This is a genomic window from Bacillus sp. FSL K6-4563, assembly GCF_038630405.1.
GTDB lineage: Bacteria > Bacillota > Bacilli > Bacillales > Bacillaceae > Bacillus > Bacillus pumilus.
Genome location: NZ_CP152030.1, coordinates 2525040 through 2547907, shown reverse-complemented (window position 1 = coordinate 2547907; position 22868 = coordinate 2525040). Strand labels below are relative to the sequence as shown.

The 22868-nt window shown below is 41.6% G+C and carries 24 protein-coding genes, 1 tRNA gene and 1 pseudogene; 23 read left to right on the top strand and 3 right to left on the bottom strand.

Annotated elements, in window-relative coordinates; genetic code table 11:
* Positions 1-109: 109 nt before the first annotated feature.
* Positions 110-1339, top strand: a complete 1230-nt coding sequence (locus MHH54_RS12905) for an aspartate kinase (RefSeq protein WP_003216445.1) — start codon at positions 110-112, stop codon at positions 1337-1339.
* Positions 1340-1504: 165 nt separating this feature from the next.
* On the opposite strand, the gene MHH54_RS12900 is transcribed toward MHH54_RS12905, so the two are convergent.
* On the bottom strand, positions 1505-1948 hold the full coding sequence (locus MHH54_RS12900) for a YslB family protein (protein WP_003216293.1): 444 nt from the start codon (positions 1946-1948) through the stop codon (positions 1505-1507).
* A 280-nt stretch (positions 1949-2228) separates the two neighbouring features.
* Between MHH54_RS12900 and MHH54_RS12895 the strand changes: the two genes are divergently transcribed.
* From MHH54_RS12895 to MHH54_RS12875, 5 genes are all read left to right on the top strand, one after another.
* Positions 2229-2837, top strand: coding sequence for a succinate dehydrogenase cytochrome b558 subunit (locus tag MHH54_RS12895; RefSeq protein WP_003216544.1), 609 nt, complete (start codon positions 2229-2231; stop codon positions 2835-2837).
* A gap of 37 nt (positions 2838-2874) precedes the next feature.
* The gene (gene sdhA / locus MHH54_RS12890) at positions 2875-4635 is read left to right on the top strand and encodes a succinate dehydrogenase flavoprotein subunit (protein WP_003216403.1); all 1761 of its coding nucleotides are present in this window, start codon (positions 2875-2877) and stop codon (positions 4633-4635) included.
* A gap of 1 nt (position 4636) precedes the next feature.
* On the top strand, positions 4637-5401 hold the full coding sequence (gene sdhB, locus MHH54_RS12885) for a succinate dehydrogenase iron-sulfur subunit (RefSeq protein WP_003216443.1): 765 nt from the start codon (positions 4637-4639) through the stop codon (positions 5399-5401).
* Between the two features lie 121 nt (positions 5402-5522).
* The gene (locus MHH54_RS12880; protein ID WP_111911240.1) at positions 5523-5984 is read left to right on the top strand and encodes a thioesterase family protein; all 462 of its coding nucleotides are present in this window, start codon (positions 5523-5525) and stop codon (positions 5982-5984) included.
* Positions 5985-6062: 78 nt separating this feature from the next.
* Complete coding sequence (locus tag MHH54_RS12875) at positions 6063-6782, top strand: biotin--[acetyl-CoA-carboxylase] ligase (RefSeq protein ID WP_342500311.1); 720 nt, start codon at positions 6063-6065, stop codon at positions 6780-6782.
* A gap of 26 nt (positions 6783-6808) precedes the next feature.
* Here the strand turns inward: MHH54_RS12875 and MHH54_RS12870 are convergent, their stop codons facing one another.
* Positions 6809-7939, bottom strand: coding sequence for a PrpF domain-containing protein (locus tag MHH54_RS12870; protein WP_342500310.1), 1131 nt, complete (start codon positions 7937-7939; stop codon positions 6809-6811).
* A 135-nt stretch (positions 7940-8074) separates the two neighbouring features.
* Between MHH54_RS12870 and MHH54_RS12865 the strand changes: the two genes are divergently transcribed.
* From MHH54_RS12865 to MHH54_RS12815, 11 genes are all read left to right on the top strand, one after another.
* On the top strand, positions 8075-8935 hold the full coding sequence (locus MHH54_RS12865; RefSeq protein ID WP_003216318.1) for a LysR family transcriptional regulator: 861 nt from the start codon (positions 8075-8077) through the stop codon (positions 8933-8935).
* A gap of 153 nt (positions 8936-9088) precedes the next feature.
* A complete protein-coding gene (locus MHH54_RS12860; protein ID WP_034620662.1) occupies positions 9089-10405 on the top strand; it encodes a citrate:proton symporter in 1317 nt (438 codons plus the stop codon).
* A 205-nt stretch (positions 10406-10610) separates the two neighbouring features.
* The gene (gerE, locus tag MHH54_RS12855) at positions 10611-10835 is read left to right on the top strand and encodes a spore germination transcription factor GerE (RefSeq protein WP_003184172.1); all 225 of its coding nucleotides are present in this window, start codon (positions 10611-10613) and stop codon (positions 10833-10835) included.
* A 149-nt stretch (positions 10836-10984) separates the two neighbouring features.
* Positions 10985-11425 (top strand): MarR family transcriptional regulator, encoded by a 441-nt coding sequence (locus MHH54_RS12850; protein ID WP_003216546.1) that lies wholly within the window; start codon positions 10985-10987, stop codon positions 11423-11425.
* A 7-nt stretch (positions 11426-11432) separates the two neighbouring features.
* Positions 11433-12251 (top strand): glutamate racemase, encoded by an 819-nt coding sequence (racE, locus tag MHH54_RS12845; protein WP_095117850.1) that lies wholly within the window; start codon positions 11433-11435, stop codon positions 12249-12251.
* Positions 12252-12352: 101 nt separating this feature from the next.
* On the top strand, positions 12353-13414 hold the full coding sequence (locus MHH54_RS12840) for a GerMN domain-containing protein (RefSeq protein ID WP_342500309.1): 1062 nt from the start codon (positions 12353-12355) through the stop codon (positions 13412-13414).
* Between the two features lie 151 nt (positions 13415-13565).
* Complete coding sequence (gene rph / locus MHH54_RS12835; RefSeq protein ID WP_003216792.1) at positions 13566-14294, top strand: ribonuclease PH; 729 nt, start codon at positions 13566-13568, stop codon at positions 14292-14294.
* 10 nt (positions 14295-14304) lie between these two features.
* Positions 14305-14907, top strand: coding sequence for an XTP/dITP diphosphatase (locus tag MHH54_RS12830; RefSeq protein ID WP_169901759.1), 603 nt, complete (start codon positions 14305-14307; stop codon positions 14905-14907).
* A 14-nt stretch (positions 14908-14921) separates the two neighbouring features.
* On the top strand, positions 14922-15446 hold the full coding sequence (locus tag MHH54_RS12825; RefSeq protein WP_340866418.1) for a metallophosphoesterase: 525 nt from the start codon (positions 14922-14924) through the stop codon (positions 15444-15446).
* 120 nt (positions 15447-15566) lie between these two features.
* Positions 15567-15640, top strand: a tRNA-Arg gene (locus MHH54_RS12820).
* A gap of 525 nt (positions 15641-16165) precedes the next feature.
* Positions 16166-16603, top strand: a complete 438-nt coding sequence (locus MHH54_RS12815; RefSeq protein ID WP_003216612.1) for a hypothetical protein — start codon at positions 16166-16168, stop codon at positions 16601-16603.
* 133 nt (positions 16604-16736) lie between these two features.
* Here MHH54_RS12815 and MHH54_RS12810 read toward each other — a convergent pair whose 3' ends face one another.
* On the bottom strand, positions 16737-16925 hold the full coding sequence (locus tag MHH54_RS12810) for a hypothetical protein (protein ID WP_003216499.1): 189 nt from the start codon (positions 16923-16925) through the stop codon (positions 16737-16739).
* Positions 16926-17116: 191 nt separating this feature from the next.
* Here MHH54_RS12810 and MHH54_RS12805 point away from each other — a divergent pair, with 191 nt between their 5' ends.
* The 6 genes and pseudogenes from MHH54_RS12805 to dltB all read left to right on the top strand — a co-directional run bounded on the left by MHH54_RS12805 (position 17117) and on the right by dltB (position 22852).
* The gene (locus tag MHH54_RS12805; protein ID WP_003216276.1) at positions 17117-17296 is read left to right on the top strand and encodes a hypothetical protein; all 180 of its coding nucleotides are present in this window, start codon (positions 17117-17119) and stop codon (positions 17294-17296) included.
* A gap of 365 nt (positions 17297-17661) precedes the next feature.
* Positions 17662-18249, top strand: a pseudogene (locus MHH54_RS12800) (DUF4241 domain-containing protein).
* A gap of 268 nt (positions 18250-18517) precedes the next feature.
* Positions 18518-19747 (top strand): kelch repeat-containing protein, encoded by a 1230-nt coding sequence (locus tag MHH54_RS12795; RefSeq protein WP_003216587.1) that lies wholly within the window; start codon positions 18518-18520, stop codon positions 19745-19747.
* A 254-nt stretch (positions 19748-20001) separates the two neighbouring features.
* On the top strand, positions 20002-20151 hold the full coding sequence (locus MHH54_RS12790) for a teichoic acid D-Ala incorporation-associated protein DltX (RefSeq protein WP_024427820.1): 150 nt from the start codon (positions 20002-20004) through the stop codon (positions 20149-20151).
* A gap of 14 nt (positions 20152-20165) precedes the next feature.
* Positions 20166-21671, top strand: coding sequence for a D-alanine--poly(phosphoribitol) ligase subunit DltA (gene dltA / locus MHH54_RS12785; protein ID WP_106029068.1), 1506 nt, complete (start codon positions 20166-20168; stop codon positions 21669-21671).
* On the top strand, positions 21668-22852 hold the full coding sequence (gene dltB / locus MHH54_RS12780; protein ID WP_050943632.1) for a D-alanyl-lipoteichoic acid biosynthesis protein DltB: 1185 nt from the start codon (positions 21668-21670) through the stop codon (positions 22850-22852). Before dltA ends, dltB begins: the two co-directional genes overlap by 4 nt.
* The last annotated feature ends 16 nt before the right edge of the window (positions 22853-22868 follow it).

Sequence of the window (22868 nt, the reverse complement as noted above, 5' to 3'; positions counted from 1 at the left end):
TGGGAGATCTGTTCTCTCATTGCTTTTTTATTTGCAGTGAGCAGGCAGTCTCCAAAGCCGCTTCTTGCCTCTTCTCTCACACGTGATCTTTTGAAAAAGGGTGGTAGACATGGGACTAATTGTACAAAAATTTGGCGGAACGTCTGTTGGATCGACAGAAAAAATTCGCAATGCTGCAGAAAGGGTCATCGCTGAACGCGAGGCCGGACATGATGTGGTTGTGGTTGTGTCGGCAATGGGGAAATCAACGGATGTTCTAGTAGACCTAGCGAAAGAACTCACAGATCATCCGAGAAAAAGAGAAATGGATATGCTGCTCGCAACTGGAGAGCAAGTGACCATTTCCTTATTAACGATGGCGCTGCAAGCAAAAGGCTATGATGCGATTTCCTTTACAGGCTGGCAGGCTGGTATGAAAACAGAGCAGGTACACGGTAACGCAAGAATCGTCGATATTGATGAATCAAGAATAAAAGAGGAATTAAGTGCAGGAAAAGTAGTGGTTGTAGCAGGCTTCCAAGGAATTGCAGATGACCTGCATATTACAACACTTGGACGCGGTGGATCAGATACGACGGCTGTAGCACTTGCTGCCGCACTAAAAGCGGATAAATGTGATATTTACACAGATGTACCAGGAGTATTTACGACAGATCCGCGCTATGTACCGGCCGCGCGGAAGCTTGCAGGTATTTCATACGATGAGATGCTCGAACTGGCTAATTTAGGAGCTGGTGTCTTGCATCCGAGAGCTGTCGAATTTGCGAAAAATTATCAAGTCCCACTAGAAGTCCGTTCTAGTATTGAAAATGAATCGGGTACGTTAATTGAGGAGGAATCATCCATGGAACAAAATTTAGTCGTCAGAGGCATTGCATTTGAGGATCAGATTACACGCGTGACGGTGTGCGGTCTTTCAAGCGGTCTCACCACATTGTCGACCATCTTTACGACACTTGCGAAGCAAAATATCAATGTGGATATCATCATTCAGTCCGTCACAAGCACCAATCAGACGTCGATCTCTTTCTCTGTGAAAACGGATGATTTGTCTAAAACAGTTGAAGTGTTAGAAGAATATAAAGGAGCACTTGGCTACGAACAGATCGAGACAGAAAGCAAATTAGCCAAAGTATCTATCGTTGGATCTGGTATGGTTTCAAATCCAGGCGTAGCCGCTGAAATGTTCGCTGTGTTAGCGGAAAAAGACATACAAGTGAAAATGGTCAGTACGTCTGAAATCAAAGTCTCAACAGTGGTTGGCCGTGACGATATGGTCAAAGCAGTTGAAGCGTTGCACGATGCGTTTGATTTATCAAAGGTAGCTGCCCATTCTTAAACAGGCAGGGAGGTGTATCTCTTAAAAGAGTGCACCTCTTTTTTATATCCGAAACCCCCATACTAGAAAGGAAAACGTACGTAAACCCATTCACTAAGTATGCTATGATAGAAGAAGGCAAACAAAAAAGGCGTGACCTAAAGTCCGCGCCTTTCATAAAGAGTGTTAGCTAGGGTCTCTTAAATCCCATTTAACGGTTAAAATGACTTTATCAGCACGCTTTTTCACTTGTTCATAAGATTCAGCCACGTGCTCGTTCAGAAGCTGGATTTGTTCAGCAATAAAACCTGCTTCCATCTGAAAGCATGGCTCCTTTTGATAGGTAAGTCGATTTGATACAAGTGGTCCTTCGAGCTCAAACTCAATTTCCTGTTTTTTCGAATGGACCATCGTGAGAGTTCCCCATCCGGCATCATGGAAAAATTCGGGGATTTTCTCCCATGACTCTTGAGGGAATTTACGAGCAAGCAGCTTACCCGCAAAATACATCATAGATGAATGATCCTGACCCAAAATATCAGGCAGCAGAACTTCGCGTATCAGCTCGTAGGCAAATCCATTGACTTCAATTTCTTTTAGCTGTTCTAAGTTAGATTCGAATTTATTCATTGTACGGCTCCCCTCTTTCAACAATTTATTATAGCTTATGTGAGCATATGATGACAGAGTTTTCCCTGAAGTCTAAGAAATTCTTATTGTAGTAAAACGAATTTTGATTTAAAACTTTTAAATTTCGGAAAATTTTAATTTATGTACGCGGTTTCTTGACGCTTTTTTGACATAGGAGTAAAATGAAATTGTCAATAAATTTGAATAAAGTGCTTACAATTGAAAGAAGCGGGGGTAAGACAATTTTCAGCAATTGCACTTTTTACTAGGGGGTAAAGTAATGTCGGGGAACAAAGAATTTTTTTATCGGAGATTGCATTCTTTGCTTGGCGTCATTCCGGTCGGTCTATTTTTAATTCAGCACTTAGTGATTAACCACTTTGCGACGAATGGACCAGAGGCGTTTAACAAAGCTGCACACTTTATGGAACAGCTTCCATTCAGATATGCACTTGAGCTGTTCGTGATTTTCTTACCACTGATCTATCATGCTGTTTATGGGGTGTACATAGCCTTTACGGCACAAAACAACACGTCTCGCTTCAGTTACTTAAGAAACTGGTTGTTCAGACTGCAAAGGGTTTCAGGTATCATCACATTAATTTTTGTCACTTGGCATGTATGGGAAACACGAATTCAAGCGCAGCTTGGAGCTGAAGTGAACTATGACATGATGGCGAATATTTTAAGCTCTCCATTTATGCTAGGCTTCTATATTGTCGGCGTTTTATCTACTATTTTCCACTTTGCTAATGGCTTGTGGTCATTTGCTGTCAGCTGGGGAATTACTGTTTCACCACGCTCACAAAGAATCTCCACATATGTGACATTAGGTATATTTATAGCGCTTTCATATGTAGGGCTAAGAGCAATTTTCGCTTTTGTTTAAGAGGAAATAGATTAGTAGAAGAGGGAGAGGGGCTACAATGAGTAATTCTAGCATCATCGTTGTCGGAGGCGGCTTAGCTGGTCTTATGGCAACTATTAAAGCAGCAGAAGCGGGAACCGCTGTTAAACTATTTTCAATCGTACCTGTAAAACGTTCACATTCTGTATGTGCACAGGGCGGAATCAACGGAGCGGTGAATACAAAAGGTGAAGGGGATTCACCTTATGAACATTTTGATGATACGGTGTATGGCGGAGACTTCTTAGCCAACCAGCCGCCAGTTAAGGCAATGTGTGAAGCAGCGCCGTCCATTATCCACTTACTTGATCGGATGGGTGTGATGTTTAACAGAACACCAGAGGGATTACTGGACTTCCGCCGTTTCGGGGGAACACAGCACCACCGTACAGCATTTGCTGGAGCTACAACAGGTCAGCAGCTATTATATGCACTTGATGAGCAGGTTCGCCGCTATGAAGTAGCAGGACTTGTCACGAAATATGAAGGTTGGGAATTCCTTGGCGCTGTGTTAGATGACGAGGAAGTATGCCGAGGCATTGTCGCGCAGAACTTAACAACAATGGAAATTGAATCCTTCCGTTCAGATGCAGTGATCATGGCAACAGGCGGTCCTGGAATCGTGTTCGGAAAATCAACAAACTCCATGATTAACACTGGCTCTGCTGCATCTATCGTCTATCAGCAAGGGGCTCATTACGCAAATGGAGAATTCATTCAAATTCACCCAACAGCGATCCCTGGAGATGACAAGCTTCGTCTCATGAGTGAATCGGCTCGTGGTGAAGGCGGACGTGTTTGGACATATAAAGACGGGAAGCCTTGGTACTTCCTAGAAGAAAAATATCCAGCATACGGAAACCTTGTACCGCGTGATATTGCAACACGTGAGATCTTTGACGTATGTGTCGAGCAAAAGCTTGGCATCAACGGAGAGAACATGGTATATCTCGATCTTTCTCATAAAGATCCAAAAGAACTTGATATTAAACTTGGCGGCATCATTGAAATCTATGAAAAATTCATGGGTGATGACCCTCGTAAACTTCCAATGAAAATTTTCCCTGCGGTTCATTACTCAATGGGCGGATTATGGGTTGATTATGATCAAATGACAAATATCAAAGGTCTATTCGCTGCCGGTGAATGTGATTACTCTATGCACGGCGGAAACAGACTTGGTGCAAACTCACTTCTTTCAGCCATTTACGGCGGAATGGTCGCTGGACCAAATGCAGTGAAGTACATTAGCGGCCTTGAAAAGTCTGCGGAAGACCTATCTTCTGCAACATTTGACAGCGCTGTGAAGAAAGAGCAGGAGAAATGGGACAACATCCTCGGCATGGATGGAACAGAAAATGCGTACGTGCTTCATAAAGAGCTTGGAGAATGGATGACGGATAACGTCACAGTTGTTCGTTACAATGACAAACTCTTAAAAACAGATCAGAAGATCGAAGAACTAATGGAGCGCTACAAGCAGATCAACATTAATGATACAGCTTCATGGAGCAACCAAGGCGCTGCCTTCACACGTCAGCTTGACAACATGCTTCAGCTGGCAAGAGTCATTACGATCGGGGCTTACAACCGAAATGAAAGCCGAGGCGCACACTACAAACCGGACTTCCCAGAGAGAAACGATGAAGAGTTCCTAAAAACAACGATGGCTACGTTCAAAGGAAAAAATCAAAAGCCTGCATTCCACTATGAGGACGTCGATGTATCGTTAATTGCACCTCGTAAACGAGATTACTCGAAGAAAAAGGTGGAGAAATAAGATGAGTGAAAAAAACACGATTCAATTCATAATCACACGTCAAGATACAGCAGATGGAAAGCCTTATGATGAAGAATTCGAAATCCCTTACCGCCCAAATATGAACGTCATTTCCGCACTCATGGAAATTAGACGGAACCCAGTCAATAAACAAGGGAAAAAAACAACGGCGATCAACTGGGATATGAACTGTCTTGAAGAGGTGTGCGGAGCTTGTTCTATGGTCATTAATGGAAAACCGCGCCAATCATGTACAGCCTTGATTGACAAGTTAGACCAGCCGATTCGTCTTCAGCCGATGAAGACATTCCCGGTTGTGAGAGATTTGCAGGTTGATAGAAGCCGGATGTTCAATTCCTTGAAAAAGGTGAAGGCATGGGTACCGATTGATGGTACGTATGATCTTGGTCCTGGACCAAGAATGCCTGAGAAAAAACGTCAATGGGCATACGAGCTTTCTAAATGTATGACATGTGGTGTCTGCCTTGAAGCTTGTCCAAACGTGAATGATAAGTCTTCCTTTATGGGACCTGCACCGCTTTCGCAAGTTCGTCTATTTAACGCACATCCGACAGGTGCGATGAATAAGTCTGACCGTCTAGAAGAAATTATGGGGGACGGTGGTCTTGCGAACTGCGGGAACTCCCAAAACTGTGTGCAGTCTTGTCCGAAAGGAATCCCGCTGACAACGTCAATTGCTGCACTTAACCGAGATACAACTTTACAAGCATTCCGAAACTTCTTCGGAAGCGATCACGCAGAATAACATCACATTCAGTCCTCTTTGCCAATCATGATGAGTGTTTAAGAGGCTGGATGCAATATTGAAACAAACGCCTCTTCCAATACGGGAGAGGCGTTTTGTTTCCAAATGAGGAGATGATCAAGTGAGATTGCCATCATATATTGAAGAACCGTTTGAAGAGTGGAGGGCATCCTTTCGATTTTATGTCGAAACGACCGTTCGGTTTTCAGAAACGGATATGTTTGGCCACATGAACAATGTTACCCCTTTTGTGTATTTTGAAGAGGCGCGCATTGCCTTTTTTCAAAAAACAGGAATTGTTGATAAACGGATGAAACGTGTGCGAGAAACCATGACAGTCGTCGCTAACCTGCAATGTGATTACATCAAGCAGGTAGAGATTGGAGAGAGGCTTCGAGTGTATGTTAAGCCTGAGAAGGTCGGCTCAAGCTCACTCATTCTTCATTATTTAGGAGAAAATGAACAGCAGGAACCATGCTTTACAGGCTCAGTCACCATGGTGCAAATTAGTAAAGATACAGGCACATCTGTCCCATTTACTGAAGAAGAAAAAGAGACATTTAGGGCGCAGCGAAATGAGTAGCATGCTGGCTCATCAACGTGCACGCTTCATTTTGTTATAATAAAAGCATCATATCAAGAAGAAACAAGAGGAGAACATATGAAGATTTTTCAATATGACACCATTGATAGTACAAATAATGAAGCGAAAAGGCTCATGCAGCAAGGAGAAAAGCCCTCATTTGCTGTCTATGCACGCCAGCAGACAGAAGGAAGAGGCAGACTCGGCAGGCCGTGGGAAACACCTTTAGGGAATGTGGCAGTGACCATGACAGTCATGCCGCCAGAAGAACTCTCCACCCAGTCAACGATCGCCCCGCTAACAGCGCTAGCAATCTATGATGTGCTGAAACCACTCATAAGAGCGGACGATCAGCTGGCGATCAAATGGCCGAATGATATCCTCATTAATGAAGCAAAGGTATCCGGCACATTAATTGAAGCAGATCGCAGCGCCATTTATATCGGTGTTGGCATCAATGTAGAGACGAAGCCGGAGCATGTCCCGTACAAAACCATTTGCTTATCAGAGCTGACAGAGGTGAAAGCCGATCAGCTAGTGAAAAACCTGGCAGCGGCTTTTGAAAAATACCATACACGCTGGCAGAATGAAGGGTTTGAAGCACTCACTGCCCTTTATAATAAACGGTTATATCGTCTCAACAAGCCGCTTCGCATCTCGTTAGATCGTGAAAAACAAACATGGGAAGAAGGCATTTGCTACGGCGTTAACCGCTTTGGTCATCTTCAGCTAAAAGATGATAAAGGACAGATCAAAGCTCATTCTGCCGGAGATATTGATGCCCCGCTTCAACATTAAAAAAAGCAGACGTATTCTCGTCTGCTTCAGGCTTCTCTTTTAATATGAGGCTGCACAATATAATCTTGTTTCGTAAAGACAACCCCGTCTAGAATTTCTCTTGCGGTTCGAATGACTTTGACTCTGTTTTGAGAGATGTCAATTTCAGTTTGCATAATACCAGCAGGATGCCCAATACGAAGTGTGTCATCTTGCCCTTTAAACAGCTGAGCCGGAAGCGTTTCATCCAAGAAACAGCTGGCTGTCACGCAGACAGAGCCGGTAATGGCGAGTGCTTGGTGCGGTCTTTGCATCGATAGCATACGAACGATGATGTCCATATCGGCTGCTCTTCTCAAGATTTCATTAGTATCTACATAATCAGCAGGCTCGCTAATGAGCGCAAGCTTTGGAACAGCTGGAGACTGTAATGTCGCCATTTCTTTTGGTGCAAAGTGACACATTTCAGCAGCGATGGAACGAATTTCTTCTAAATCATCCAGTAATTCGTCTGTAAACTCTTCAGGCAATTCAGTTCCTTTTAATTGAATATCTTTGGCACGAACAAAGGCAATGGGATTTGCAATGTCAACGATCGAGATGGGAATCTCTCCAAACTTTGTTTGAATCGTATCAATTTTGTTTCCAGTCGGAAAGGTTTTACCTGTCACAGCGCCTTCAGGATTTTCAAAAGATAAATAAATGGGAGAACCTGTCCCTTTTACTCCTGGAATTTCTGCCTGTCCCTCAAATTTCACTTCTCCATTTTCGACTTCGACCTCTGCTGTAATGACTTTATTTGTGTTGGTATTGAGGATACGTACAGTCGTAATGGGCTCAACCGCTTGAACAAGTCCTTTAATGATGGCGTATGGTCCAACCGCTGATGAGATATTCCCGCAGTTCCCTTTAAAGTCGACATATCTCTCATTGATGCTGACTTGTGCAAACGTATAGTTCACATCCACATCTGGACGTGTGGCTTTATCGATAATGGCCACTTTGCTTGTTAAAGAATTACCGCCGCCGATTCCATCGACCTGCAACCGGTCAGGGCTGCCCATAATGTCTAGTAGGAATGCCTCGAGCTCATCGTGTTCAAATGGTGCATTGTTTGCTTGAATGAATACCCCTTTACTTGTACCGCCTCGCATGATTGTGATTGGAACTTTTCTCATTGCTCTCACCCTCAATTTTTAATGAACTGTTTATCTAATCAAAATGGTAAAGTATAATAAGAAATAAGTTAAATACATTATTTTAAGATGAATCAATAAATTTTTTTTATAACTAGTGAAAAAGGAGGGCACACAATGGATGAGAAAGACTGGCGGTTTTTAAAGGTGCTCTATGAAGAAAAGAACATCACAAAAGCGGCGGAAAAATTATTTGTCTCTCAGCCTGCCTTAAGCTATCGGTTGAAGCAGCTTGAAGAAGAGTTCGATATGAAGCTTTTCTTCAAAAGAAAACGAGGGATTGAATTTACGTCAGAAGGCGAGTACTTGGCTGCATACGCAAATGACATGCTCAAACAGCTTCAGCAAACGAAAGATGGCATGCTGAATATGCAAAAAAAGGTCAAAGGGACAATCCGGTTAGGGGTCTCAAGTAACTTTGCTCAGTATAAGCTCCCAGAAATTTTAAGAGAATTTTCTAAGCAGTATCCACATGTTCAATTCATGGTGAATACAGGCTGGAGCACAAAAGTCATGGATTTATTAGGTACATCAAGTGTCCATTTAGGGATTTTAAGAGGGGATTACGACTGGAATGGAGAGCGGTTTTTGCTCGATAAAGAGCGGCTTTGTATCATTTCAAAATCAGAAATCCAGCTGAAAGACCTCCCAAATCTGCCGCTCATTGACTATCATACAGATAGTTCATTAAAACGATTGATTAACAGATGGTGGCAGGAAACGTTCACCATGCCTCCACTTGTGACGATGGAGACAGACCGCCAGGATACATCAAAAGAGATGGTCAAGCATGGTTTAGGCTATGCCATTGTCCCAGAAATTTGCCTCAGACCAAGTGATGAGCTATTTGTAAAAGGTCTTTCGTATAAAGATGGACAGCCTGTTTTAAGAGATACATGGCTTATGTACCAGCCAGACTCCCTTCATTTATCTGTTGTGAAAGCATTCATTGAGTTTTTAAGAAGTCAGCAAGGCTGATTATAAAAGAAATTTATAGAATATACGAAAAAATCAATATTTTCATTATGAAAAAAGCTATTATATCCTTGAAATAGAAAGCGCTAACATATAGATCGCAAGTGCAAGGGGGCGCTTGCAGATCATGTAAAGAAGAGGATGGAGGGATATAAAGTGCTAGCTATTTTAGGGATCTTGATGGTCTTGACATTTACATTTCTCATTATGACAAAACGTATGCATCCGGTGGTGGCTCTAACCGTTGTACCTATCATATTTGCATTGATTGGTGGCTTTAACAAAGGATTAGGGGACATGATGCTTGATGGACTGAAAACTGTTGCACCATCAGCTGCTTTATTGTTATTTGCGATTTTATTCTTTGGTGTCATGCTGGATGCTGGATTATTTGATCCTCTGATTAAACTCATTTTACGTATTGTAAAAGGTGATCCTGTCAAAATTGCTTTTGGGGTAGCGATTTTGTCTATGCTTGTTGCTTTAGATGGTGATGGAACAACAACGTATATGATTACCGTATCAGCAATGCTACCACTTTTCTTAAGAATTGGGATGAACCCATTAATTTTAGGAACGATTTCATTATTGTCTTTAGGAATTATGAGCGGAATGACGCCTTGGGGCGGTCCGGCTACCCGTGCCATCGCGGCGCTTGGATTAGATGCTGGTGAATTTTTTATTCCATTAATTCCAACAATGGTTGGAGGCGGTCTTTTTATTCTTTTTACTGCGTATGTGCTTGGAAAAAAAGAGCGGAAACGAATTGGGGTTGCAGAGATTCAGTACAAAGAAGAGACCTCGATCTCCCCTGAATTGGCAGCGTCAATCGAAGATGGAGTAGAAGACATGAAAAGACCCAACCTCATTTGGGTGAACTTCTTCTTGACGATTGCGGTGATGGCGACACTTGTTTTAGATATCGTACCGATTCCAGTTCTCTTCTTAATTGGATTTGTCATCGCTCTCATGATCAACTATCCAAAGGTTGAAGATCAGCGCGAGAGAATTTTGTCGCATGCAGGAAATGCCTTAACGGTCATTACCCTTGTGTTTGCAGCTGGAATTTTCACAGGGATTTTTTCGGGAACAAAAATGGTGGAGTCCATTGCTAATTTGGTCATTTACATGATTCCAGATTCCTACAGCTCATTTTTTCCACTCATTGTCGCTTTGACGAGTATGCCATTTACATTTGTTCTTTCAAATGATGCGTATTATTTCGGGGTGCTTCCGATCTTGGCTGAAGCCGGTGCAGCATACGGGATTGATCCGGTGGAGATTGCACGTGCCTCTATTATAGGACAGCCTGTTCACTTGCTTAGCCCTCTTGTGGCTTCAACGCTGCTTCTTGTCAGTATGCTGAACAAAGATATTGGTGATTTGCAAAAATATGCACTGCTATGGACCGTGTTAACTGCCCTTTTTACAACATTGATCGCTTTGTTGACAGGTGCCATTTCTATCTTTTAAATATATGTATGAAAAGGACGATGTCTCAGGTAGGAGACTCGTCCTTTTTTGTGCGGATAAAAGCGTACAAAATGGACGCTCATATGCAGGAATTCTCAATTTTAACGTCACCTACCTCGGGCAGCCGGCATATGATATCTCGACTATACAGAATCCCATTCTATAGAGACTAGAGCTCTCACCTTAGCAAGGAGGGTTACAATACTTGAAGGAGAAAGAGTTTCAATCCAAGCCGCTATTAACCAAAAGAGAAAGAGAAGTATTCGAATTGCTCGTCCAAGATAAAACAACAAAAGAAATTGCAAGCGAGCTTTTTATTAGCGAAAAGACTGTTCGAAATCATATTTCGAATGCCATGCAAAAGCTAGGAGTCAAAGGTCGTTCACAGGCCGTAGTCGAGCTTCTGCGTATGGGTGAGCTAGAGCTCTAAAGTCAGCCGGTTTTCCTTCCATACAAGGGAGGAGCCGGTTATTTCTATATGGTTTCCATGAGTCTCTTCTTGCATTTTCTCTGAAAAACGAGGAAAATAGGAATGTACGTTTTAATCAAAGTGAGATGCTATAGTGAGGTATCAATGAAATGGAAACGAATGAGTTCGACCATGTAGCAGAGATTGAAAAATCATTGCGCCATATTGCTGCAATTATTAAGCAAAAAGGCAGAGAAATCCTGAATCAATATACGATTACACCTCCTCAATTTGTAGGGCTTCAGTGGCTTTATGAATTCGGAGATATGACAATAGGTGAGCTATCACAAAAGATGTATTTGGCTTGCAGTACAACCACCGACTTAATTGATCGAATGGAAAAAAGTGAACTTGTCGAACGAGTAAAAGATCCTTCTGACCGCCGCGTGGTTCGCATTCATTTATTGCCTGAAGGCGAGCGGATCATTCAAGAAGTGATTGTTAAACGCCAAGAATACGTCAGTGAACTTCTAGGGGCTTTCTCAGAAGAAGAAGCCATCGTTTTCAATCAATCCTTAACGAAACTACAGCAGCAAATGAAAAGAAAATGAGGCGATTTTGTTGGATCAACCAATTGGCGTCATTGATTCCGGCGTCGGCGGTTTAACCGTTGCAAAGGAAATCATGAGACAACTGCCAAAAGAAAAAATCATTTACGTAGGCGATACAAAACGGTGCCCGTATGGCCCTCGGAAAGAAGAAGAGGTTCTTCAATATACTTGGGAAATGGCACACTACTTATTAAGACATCATCATATTAAAATGCTCGTCATCGCATGCAACACAGCGACGGCGATCGCACTAGATGAAATCAAAGGAACGCTTGATATTCCGGTCATTGGCGTGATTCAGCCCGGCGCCCGCACAGCCATCAAGGTGACAAACAATCAGCAGATTGGTGTCATTGGTACAGCCAATACGATCAAAAGCGAGGCATACAAAGAAGCTTTGCTATCCCTAAAAGCAGGACTAGCGGTTCAAAGTCTGGCATGTCCGTTGCTTGTTCCCTTTGTGGAAAGCGGGACGTTTTTAGATCAGACAGCAGATGAAGTGGTGAAAGATTCCCTTGAACCGATGAAAGAAACTGGAATTGATACACTCATTCTTGGCTGCACACACTATCCGATTTTAAAAGAGTCGATTCAGCGCTTTATGGGCAGTGATGTGAGCATCATTTCATCAGGGGACGAGACAGCGAGAGAAGCAAGTACGATTCTTTCCTATAAAGGGCTGTTAAATACCTCTAAAGAAGCGCCTGTTCATACATTTTATACAACAGGGCAGCAGCAAAATTTTGAAAACATCGCTCGTGACTGGTTTGGCTACCTGCCAGGGAAGGTCGAAACCGTATCACTCGAACACGTCTATCAGCAATAACCCCCTTCTATTTGAAGTGGGTTATTTTTTTATGAAAAGGGTCTAATCCGCAGAGGGAGCTCGTATACATAGTAGTACAAACTACTAGAGGAGGGTGAAGTATGCTGAAAAAAGGATCTACAGCAGCTGTGACGTGTATCGCGTCAGCCATGCTTTTGTCAGGATGCGGATTGTTTCAAACAGACCAAGCGAAAACAGAGATTGACCCGCCACAAAACGTCACATATGTGAAAGATAATAAAGAAGATAAACAAACAGCCAAAGAAGGAAAAGAAGAGAAGCAGGCAGATACAGTCATGAGAGAATTATATTTAATTGATAAAAACGGGTATGTCGTCTCTCAATCCATTCCACTACCGAAAAACGAAGGAAGTGCCAAACAAACACTTGAATATCTCGTGGACGGAGGACCGATTTCGAACCTCATGCCAAATGGATTCCGGGCTGTTTTGCCGGCCGACACGAGCGTATCTGTCGATATTAAAGACGGAACGGCCGTAGTGGATTTTTCAAATGAATTCAAAAACTATAAAAAAGAAGACGAACAGCGCATCCTGCAATCTGTCACTTGGACGTTAACGCAGTTTGATTCTGTCGCCAAAGTCAAATTGAAAATGAATGGTCATGAACTAAAAGAAATGCCTGTGAACGGTACACCGATTTCAGATGATTTAAGCAGAGAAGACGGTATTAATATTCAGCACGAGGCTGCTGCTGATATGACATCGACAAAGCCAGTGACGGTTTATTACTTAGCTGAATCTGATGAACAGACGTATTATGTTCCGGTGACCAAAAGGGCGCCAAAAGATGAGGATGATCAAATTACAGCGGCCATTGATGAGCTCGTTTCTGGACCAAGCAAAAAAAGCCATTTGCTCACAGACTTTGATCAAGATGTAAAGCTGAATGATATCCCGAAAGTAAAAGACGGACATGTGACACTTGATTTCAACGAATCCATTTTCGGCAGCGCAGATGAAAAGAAAAAGGTGATTTCACAAAAAGTTCTTGATAGCATCGTGCTCACATTAACAGAGCTGCCGGATGTCAAAAGCGTATCCGTTAAGGTAAACGGCAAGGCTGAGCTTGTGAACGAAAAAGGAGCAGAGCTGACAAAGCCGGTTTCAAGACCAGAACAAGTGAATACAGGTAGTTTTTAACGGCACACATTGATATAATGGAGAAAAAGAGGCATGCATATTCGCTGCCTCTTTTTTATTCCAAGCGATTAGAACGAGCCGAGGTTGTCAAAGTTAGTAGGAGAACCCCGCTGGCATCCGCGCGGAATGTATATTGTAACGGAGGTAAATCATGAGATTAGATGAAAGACACTATGACGAATTAAGAAAAATTGAAATAGAGGCAGGCTACATTACGCATCCAGAAGGCTCTGTCTTAATCTCAGCGGGCAATACGAAGGTGATTTGTAACGCATCCATCGAAGACCGCGTACCTCCTTTTTTAAGAGGACAAGGAAAAGGCTGGATTACAGCAGAATATAGCATGCTTCCAAGAGCAACCGCTCAAAGAACCATTAGAGAATCATCTAAAGGAAAAGTGACAGGACGTACAATGGAAATTCAGCGATTAATTGGACGAGCACTCCGTGCAGTCGTTGACTTAGAAAAGCTTGGCGAGCGCACGATTTGGATTGACTGTGATGTCATTCAAGCAGACGGGGGCACACGCACAGCATCTATTACCGGTGCTTTTGTTGCCATGACGCTTGCGATTCAAAAGCTTCGAGCAGAAGGTGTCATCAAACAAAACCCGATCACTGATTATTTAGCGGCGATATCCGTCGGAATTGATTCTCAGCAAGGTCTTCTGTTAGATTTAAATTATGAAGAAGATTCTTCAGCTGAAGTAGATATGAATGTCATCATGACAGGTGCTGGACGCTTTGTTGAACTTCAAGGCACAGGCGAAGAAGCGACATTCTCAAGAGAACAGCTAAACGGACTACTTGATTTAGCCGAAAAGGGCATCAAAGAATTAATCGAAAAGCAAAAAGCAGTGACAGGAGAAGTCATCGAATAAAGAGAAGGGTTTGATCAGGATGAAAACAGCCATCATTGCAACGCACAATGCGGGCAAAGCGAAAGAATTCAAAGCCATTCTTGAGCCAAAAGGATTCACGGTCAAAACACTAGCAGACATCGGCTTTACTGAAGAGATTGAAGAAACAGGACAAACCTTCGAAGAAAATGCCATTATCAAAGCCGAGGCGATTCAAGCCAAAGCAGGTGAAATGGTCATTGCAGACGATTCCGGTTTGTCGATTGATTTTCTTGGCGGAAAACCTGGCGTCTATTCAGCGAGATACGCTGGTGAACATAAAAACGATGCTGAGAATGTAGAAAAAGTGCTGAGCGAACTTCAAGGCATTGAAAAAGAAGACCGCACAGCTAGATTCAGATGTGCCCTGGCTGTCAGCATACCGGGTAAAGAAACAAAGACGGTAGAAGGATCAGTAGAAGGCTTCATCGCAGAGGAACCAATCGGCGAAAACGGCTTCGGATACGACCCAATTTTCATCGTCAAAGACAAAGACCAGACGATGGCCGAGTTATCACCAGAGGAGAAAAACAAGATCAGCCATCGAGCGGTCGCGCTTCAAAAGCTTTCATCACTGCTAGACGCAAATGAATAAGGGGGAATGAAGCCATGAAGATACTCATCATTAGTGACAGTCATGGACTCACAGACGAACTTCAAACCATTGCCAAACGGCATGCGGCTGAAGTCGACATGATGATTCACTGCGGAGATTCAGAACTCGACACGAACCACCCAGCTCTCGAAGGATACAAAGTCGTCAAAGGAAATTGTGACTTTATGGGCGATTTTGAAGAAGAGCTCCTGCTTTCACTTGATGGAGGCGGAAAACTATTTCTCACTCACGGACATCTGCATGGCATCAAACAATCCTTGCTTCAAGTCTACTACCGTGCAGAAGAGCTAGGCGCAGACATTATCTGCTTTGGCCACTCGCACATCCCAGGCAGTGAGCTGCTAAGAGGAAAACTGCTCATTAACCCAGGCAGCGTGCACCTGCCAAGAGTACGTAAAGAGCGCAGCTACGCTATACTGACACTAGATGGAAGCGAAGCAAACGTACAGTTTTTCACAGACGAAGGTCAAGCCATACAAGACCTCGAAAACACTGTCACATTGGAAGGTATTTCATAAGGGTGCAGCATTTGCCCCTTATGAAAAAACTTTCGAAAAACCGTTGACTTTAAAGAACAATAGTAATATAATAAATATTGTCGCTGAGGTAATACACCACAGCACACTACATAACAACATGTCCCAGTAGCTCAGCTGGATAGAGCAACGCCCTTCTAAGGCGTCGGTCGGGAGTTCGAATCTCTCCTGGGACGTTAATAAATCGGGTGCTAAAGCCCATAAAATCAACCTCTTATATCGTTTAGTCAAACGGTCAGTATAACGGTCATGTAAGAAATTACTCCGTATATCGACTTACTAACGATATAGGAGGTTTTTTGTATGATCAAAAGAAAAGGTTTGTTTGATGTAAAAGTTGATGTGAGAAGTTTATTGGAAGATTTACCTGGTTCTACTTTAACCGATTCAATATCTAAACCAACAGTTGAAGAATAAAGGGCATGTTTTAGTGCGGTAACGTGACAAAACAATCAATGCTACTCGATAAGAATAATCTATAGCATGTTATATACTTGAGTGCTATCTAAGGAAAGATATCACCGCTTTTATACGGTTGTTTTCGATTAGCAAATTTGTTTCAAAAAGTACATATAACAATCTTTCTTTTGAATCTAAAAAAATTAGGCTTTTACATATAGGTATTAGTCTAAACCAGCAGGAAAATTAACCATATGTATATTTAGACAAATGGTCTTTTTATCAATGAGGAGGAGATATAAGTGAATAATAATTACGATCCTTACAGGCAGCAAGGAACGCGTGTATTTCACTACCAACCAGCTGGAGCGGGAACTGAATGGATTAATAAGAATGTTGATATTCTGATGAACGATGGTACATGTTTTGGTAATGTACGCTTTATAAGTGTAGACATGATTGCTTCTCCAACAGGTCTACCAGCTACACCTAATGACTTTCTTTGGACATTTGACCAATATCCTCCAGGTGGTGGTGCTCCAATTAGAAGAAGAGTTAGTCCTATAGATGTTGCTCAAATTAATCAACCCGGAACGTTATGTCAACCTAGTGGAGGACACGGCGGAGGACACGGCGGAGGACACGGCGGAGGACACGGCGGAGGACACGGCGGAGGACACGGCGGAGGACACGGCGGAGGACACGGTGGAGGACACGGCGGCTGGTATGGTGGCTGGTAAGCTAGATAACACGGTGAAGTCTAAATTTCATTTAATTATTTTATGAATCATTAAGTTTGCTTAAATCCTTAAAGTTTGGAGCTTTCACAAACAGACAGCGAGCTGCATAAACGACAGCTCCCAAGATGAGGAGTTAATTTTTCTTTTTTCTGTAGTCTTTTAATAAGCTTGAAACCACTAAACCCATCACACTGAAAGCTACAATATAAAATAAAACATTTGTTACAGGTGTATCAATTCTCCCTAAGATCATCACAAGGGCAATAATAGCGCCGGGTAAAGTAATTAATAACATTTTGGATGGCGTGCTTTGCTGTGTCACTTAATGACCTCCTGATTGATCCATTAAATAGGTATTTTAGTTGATTTTAACATATGGAAATTTCACGAACAACATAAGGGGATAGCAATCTACTTTAAGAGCGGACAAACGAAACTTGCTGATTTCATGGAAATTATTTCAATTAAACCTTTTGTGTAATAAAATGTATATGATTTATACAAAGGGGTGAGATGGCGGTGAAGCATTTTTTAACGGCAATCGTAGTGGCTATCATTGTGGGGATCATTGTATATGTTGCAGATGATCGTTTAAGCATGTTTCCGTTGATGCTGATTTTAGCAGTTGCGATCTATATCGTAAGCAGGATTAGCGAAGCATTAATTAAGAAATACTCAAAAGAAAATAGTTAATAACACAGCCCTTCATTGGAAGGGCGTTTTTTAATTAACCTTCCATTTATTTTTACTAATGAAAAAGACATCGCAAAGGGTAAATATTCAAAAGAGAGAATAATTTTTTCTCCAACTAAAAAAATTAAGATGTATAGTAGAAGGAAAAGATGAATCGAGTTTTAAGTAGGAACTTGCATTATCAAATGGACAGTTAGAAAGTGATTTACAGGGGGATCAGTTCTCCGGTTATAGAGTTGATACTGGAAATGGATGTTTTATGGATGATCATACTTTGAAATTTATCCTTAGAAAATTGACAGGTTAAATGGTGGAAAAGTACATAATCCCAAACGTCCCAGAAAAACAAAGAAAGGAATGGTCACTTGTACAACATCAATCCAACACACCTGTTATATAGAAATGGAGAGACAACAAGCAGTCAAGAGGGTGATCAATTATTCGCCAAACAGTTAGGCTATACCGAGATCACGAGCGGTCATATCGTTGCCTGCGATCCTTTTGTTTCAGAAGGGGACCAATCGTTTACGAGGAAGGTTGCTCTAGGAAAATATCCTATTCTACTTATAGTTAAGCGGTTGCAAAGCGGTGACGAACGCGTTGCCTATGCAATGATCAAGTTCACAAACGAGCAAGCAACAGAATGGGAGCTTGCCACAAGAGCAGGGCAGGAACTCAATCAATTGAAAGAAGACGAGTTCTTCGGCTACGGTGTAAATACGGGAATGGGTTGTTTCATGGATGCGGAAGCAGCACGATATTTACAAGCTTAAGAGGATAAGCGATATAAAGAGGACAATGATTTCTATCTTTATGAAGAATTTGCAGAAGCGCTTGAGCAAAACTACAAGCACACATGGGACTGGCTCGTCACCCGTTTTCATGACAAAGTGGACATTGCCATGTTTACAACAGGCTTCGGCGACGGGATGTATCCAAGCTTTTGGGGCTAGATCAAAACGGAGAGCCCGCTTGCCTTGTGACGGATTTTTTAATAATGGACTGAGAAGAAACTCATGAAATCATGGGTTTTTTATTGTGTTCTTTGATTATAGACTCAGGCAGTTTTTGATTGAACCTATTATTTTAAGCGACTCTTTAGTAAGTTACTTTTTCGATGTTTTTTCTATTAATTTCTCTTTAAAAAGATGAATTATTCTATACAAATTAAAAAACACTCCGATAATGAAGAAGTAAGATAATGAAAAGGGAGTGTTATTTTTGAAAAAATGGATCGTCATGATGTTACTAGTAATTCTTTCATTCACACAGGTATTTCAAGTTGCAAATGCTGCTAAGGATGAATGGAATCAATTAGCTGATTTGCCAACAGCAAGAATTGGAGCTGTAGCTAATGCAGTTGATGGGAAAATATATGTAATTGGAGGATTTAATGCTCTTAACGAAACATTAGAGTATGACCCTTCCGCTGATAAATGGACGAAAAGGAAAGATATGCCTAGCGGGAGAGGGGGAGCAGCATCTGTTGTTGTGGGGTCTAAAATTTATGTTCTAGCAGGAAATCACCAAAATTCCTTCAATAAATTTGAAGTGTACGATACAAAAAAAGACGAGTGGGAAGTTTTAACTGATATTCCTTTTGAAAGTCCTTCTAAAGGTGCTTATAATGTTCAAGCTGGTGTTATGGGAGATAAAATTTATGTATTAGGTGGCAATGAATTTTTTAGTTATGATCTAACAGAAAACAAATGGAAAAAGGAAGCTTCACCATCATTTAAAACACAAAGAGCAATTGGTCTAGTTTTGAAAGGGAAGTTCTATATTATTGGAGAAAACAATAATAGTGAAATTTTTGAATTTGATGCTTCTAATGATAGTTGGTCTGCAAAAAAAGGAGGATTTAAAAAAGTATATCTGAGTGGAGTTACTTATAAAGATAATATGATTTTACCAGGCATTTCACCTAATAGATTATATGTCTATAATGCTGAAAAAGAAGAAATGGTGAAAGTAGTTGTACCTAACAATGATATTCGTGTTGGTGCTTCATCAGTTATTATAGGGGATATGTTATATGTAATAGGAGGACGTCAATATAATATAAATTTGAATTATACCGATATTGCTGATAGAAACTACAAATCTGTCATCTCTATCTCCTTAAAAGACCTAGAATTTCCAAACAACACCGAAACCCCAGGCGACAAAGACCCTGAACCAACCACACCACCAAAAGACGATGCAACTGATGAAGACGGTAATGCCCTTCTCATCATCACAATGGTCAATGGTTTGCAAAAAGAGTATGACCTCTCCATGAAAGAAGTCAACGCTTTCCTATCCTGGTACAAGAAGCGTGATGCCGGAGAAGGACCAGGGTTTTATGAAATTGATGAGCATGACAACAATAAAGGTCCCTTTGAAAGTAAAAAGGATTATGTGGTGTTCAAAAACATTCTCATGTTCGAAGTCAATAAATATAAGAAGTAATTGAAATCAAAGCCATCTAGGCAAACTAGGTGGCTTTTGTGTTTATTCGACAGCTTTCACCAATTTTAAGGCAAATTTAAGCTCGGATTTTATTTCAAATGTATTAAATCTTTGTTACAATAAGACAGCTTTGCCAAAAGAGACGTTCCAAGGTTCGACATCTTTTTTCATGATTTCTTAAAATTTTTTATGTTTTGATATGAAACTCTTTTAATGATTCATGCGTCTCTATAAGTGTCAAAAGAAAAGAGGTTATCAATATGCTATTCAAAAAGCTATCAGAAAATAAGTCTGTAAAATGGATAGGATATACGAGCTTTTACTTACTTATTTTGCTATTATTGTTCTTTATTTACGGATTCCACACAGCTAATACGGGATCATTCATTTACAACGATTTTTAATTGGAGATTAAACTATGAAACTATTACACACGATTCAAGAATACCAACAAACGAAACCAACACAGCCAGCATTTGTTTCTCAACATGCTTCGATCACATATGATGAGCTTTGGCATCTATCAGACCAAATGGCTGGTGCCATAGATGCAGTCGCTACAGATAGTGCACCTGTCATTGTATACGGTCATATGGAGCCAGAGATGCTCATTTCTTTCTTAGGCAGTGTGAAATCAGGTAGACCATACATTCCGGTCGACATCTCAATCCCTGCTGAGCGTATCGTCTCAATTATTGAAAGCTCAAAAGCCAGTCTGTTGATTTGTGCAAATGAGCAGAATGTACTAGATGTAGAAGAACACATTGAAGTGAAAAGTGCGGCATCTCTTTTAGCTCTTGAAAAAGAAGCACCGCCATCCTCGCAGTGGGTTCAACAGGATGATGTCTTTTACATCATTTATACGTCTGGCAGTACCGGAAAACCGAAAGGCGTTCAGGTAACAGCCAATAATTTAGAAAGCTTTACAGAGTGGATGTGCCGAGACTTCCCAATTGGCGGGGGACGCACGTTCTTAAATCAAGCACCATTTTCTTTTGACTTATCAGTGATGGATTTGTATCCAGCGCTTCAATCAGGCGGCACGCTTTACTGTTTAGTGAAAGATCTAGTGAATAAGCCGAAGGATATGTTTGCAGCACTTGGTCAATCTGACGTTGAAGTGTGGACATCAACACCTTCCTTTGTGCAAATGTGCTTAATGGACCCTTCCTTTACAGGGGAGCTTTTACCAGAGTTGAAAGTTTTCTTGTTCTGCGGAGAGGCACTTCCTGTATCTGTAGCAAGTGCGCTCCTTGAGCGTTTTCCAAAGGCGCAGGTCTTTAATACGTATGGTCCGACTGAAGCAACTGTTGCGATCACATCGATTGAAGTCACGCAAGCGATTCTTGATCAGCACGATTCTTTACCAGTCGGCTACGCCAAACCGGATACAGATATCGTTATTTTAGATGAAGAAGGCAATGCACTTCCTGACGGTGAAAAAGGGGAAATTGTCATCGTGGGGCCAAGCGTCACGAGAGGCTACTTAGGTGAACAAGCCTTAACAGATAAAGTGTTCTTTGAATACGAAGGGCGCCCTGCTTACCGTACAGGTGATGCAGGTGTGACGCAGGATGGTTTGATTACATGCCACGGCCGTCTGGACTATCAAATTAAGCTGCATGGATACCGAATGGAGCTTGAAGAAATTGAATATCATGTGAGCGAGACAACGTATGTCAATGCTTGTGTGATTGTGCCGTTCCAGCCAAACGGTCATGTGGAGTACTTAATTGCAGCCATTGTTCCAGCAGCGCATTCTTTTGAAAAAGAATATCAGCTGACAAGTGCAATTAAGAAAGAAATGGCGGATTCACTGCCTGCGTACATGATTCCAAGAAAGTTTGTCTATCTTGAGCAGCTATACATGACGCCAAACGGGAAGGTTGACCGTAAAAGAATCGCGAAAGAGGTTCTTCTATGATTCCGTTTAGTTCATTCTTTTTCTTCATTCTAATTGGTGTTCTTCTTTTGCCGACGATCATTCTTGGTCTTCGCGGCAAAAGAATGCAGGGCTACAACATGTTTGCAACGGTTGTGGCACTCGCCCTTATTTTCTCTAAGGATGCACATGGCGCGCTGCTGCTTTTCTTGTTTACAGTGTGGCAAGTCTTGATCATCCGCCTGTACCTTTCGTACCGGTTGAAAGCGAATCAAGCGTCTGTTTTCTATATGGCAGTGGTGGCATCGATTTTGCCGCTTGTACTATCAAAGGTTTTACCGTTCTTTTTAACTCATCAGCCGCATCAACCGCCGCCAATGAACTGGCTGAGCTTTTTAGGGATCTCGTACTTAACATTTAAAGGTGTTCAGTTAATTATCGAGACAAGAGACGGCTTGATTAAGAAGAAAATGCCGATTCATCGTTTGGTCTATTTCATTGTCTTTTTCCCGACGATTTCATCAGGTCCGATTGATCGTTACCGCCGGTTTGAAAAGGATATGGATACGCCGCCTGAAAAGGAAGCGTACAGTGATCTTCTATACGCCGGTATTCATAAAATTTTTATCGGCTTCTTATACAAGTTCATTATTGGTTATCTGATTCACACGTATATTCTCATGAATATTCATCACATTAGCAGCAGTCACTTTGTTCAACAGTTAACATATATGTATGCGTACAGTATGTATTTGTTCTTTGACTTTGCTGGTTATACAGCATTTGCTGTTGGTGTGAGTTATATGATGGGCATTAAATCACCAGAAAACTTTAACAAACCGTTTATCAGTCGGAACATTAAAGACTTCTGGAATCGCTGGCACATGTCCCTGTCCTTCTGGTTCAGAGACTACGTGTTTATGAGATTTGTGTTCTTTATGACAAAAAAGAAGTGGATCAAGAACCGTATGGCTGTATCAAATATTGGGTACTTTGTCCTCTTTCTATTGATGGGTGCTTGGCATGGTCTAGCACTTCAATATATTATTTACGGACTATATCACGCAGTTGTGATGTCCGGTTACAATTTATTCGAGAAATGGAATAAAAAACACAAGTGGTGGCCGGATAATAAGGTCACAATGGTTGTGTCGATCATTATTACATTCCATGTGATTTGTTTCGGATTTTATATTTTTTCAGGAAAACCATTTCATCATTAATGATTAAGGGAGTAGA